Origin of the sequence: Paenarthrobacter sp. CM16, from assembly GCF_013179505.1 — a bacterium.
In the GTDB taxonomy this organism is placed as follows: domain Bacteria; phylum Actinomycetota; class Actinomycetes; order Actinomycetales; family Micrococcaceae; genus Arthrobacter.
Genome location: NZ_JABMCX010000566.1, coordinates 1 through 1,065, shown reverse-complemented (window position 1 = coordinate 1,065; position 1,065 = coordinate 1). Strand labels below are relative to the sequence as shown.

Here is a 1,065-nt window from a genome sequence, read left to right as displayed (position 1 = left end):
TGCTGATCCGGGCGTAGGACACCTCGTTGAGGACATGGGACACCGTGGTGACGGACACGCCGGCGGCGACGGCTACGTCCTTGATACCGATGTTCTTGTTGCTCATCCGACTCCCACGTCCTTATGGTTGGTGTTGCCTTTGGGGGCTATGAGTAGGCTACTCGTTGATGGTGGCACTGGCCCTTGAGTACTGGACTTGATGATCAGCCCTTCACGGCGCCCAGTGTCATGCCCGCCACGATTTTGCGCTGCAACAGCAGCGTCAGCAGGATGACCGGGATCGAGTAGACGGCGGCGAGGGCCGTCATGGATCCCCAGTCCAGGCCGAACTGCGTTTGGAAGTTCGCAATTACCACGGGCGTGGTCTGGGACCGGATCGCCGTCATCAGGAGGGCGAACAGGAACTCGTTCCAGGAAGCCAGGAATGCGAAGATCGCCGTGACCGCGATACCGCCGGACACTACAGGGATCACCACCCGCCACAGGGCTCCAAGCCGGCTGCACCCATCCACGGTTGCGGCTTCTTCCAGGTCCCGGGGGACAGACTCGAAGAAGCTGGACATCAGCCAGATGGACAGCGGCAGCGAGATGGTGGTGTGTGCAATGGAAAGGGCTATGGGCGTATCCGCCAAGCCTACCGAGGACATCATGGATGCCAGCGGGATGCCGATTGCTACCGGCGGGACCATGCGGGTGACCAAGGCAGCCATGATGAACACCTGGCCGCTGGGTGTCTTGTAGCGCGTGATGCCGTAAGCGGCCGGAACGGCCAGGACCAGTGACAACACAGTGCTGATGACAGCCGTTTGGATGCTGTTGATGAAGGACGCCAAGACCCCGCTGCGGCCCAGGGCGTTGGTGTAGTTCTCCAGCGTCCATTCCCGCGGCAGGATGGTGGGCGGAACGGCGATGGTGTCGATCGGGGTCTTGAACGACGTGAACAGCAAATACAGGAAGGGGAAGCCGTACAGCACCATGGCTACCGCCAGCAGGATCCAGAGGATGGTGCGGGTGCTCCGTTTGCCGGCTTCGAGGCCTTCACGGTTGACCCCGCGCCGTTTGCGC

The 1,065-nt window shown here is 61.8% G+C and carries 2 protein-coding genes; both read right to left on the bottom strand.

Annotated elements, in window-relative coordinates; all coding sequences use genetic code 11:
- Positions 1-106, bottom strand: a 106-nt coding sequence (locus HP499_RS24525) for a LacI family DNA-binding transcriptional regulator (protein ID WP_172326610.1), incomplete at its 3' end; no start/stop codon positions are given.
- A gap of 97 nt (positions 107-203) precedes the next feature.
- On the bottom strand, positions 204-1,065 hold an 862-nt coding region (locus HP499_RS24520), incomplete at its 5' end, for a carbohydrate ABC transporter permease (RefSeq protein ID WP_253951787.1).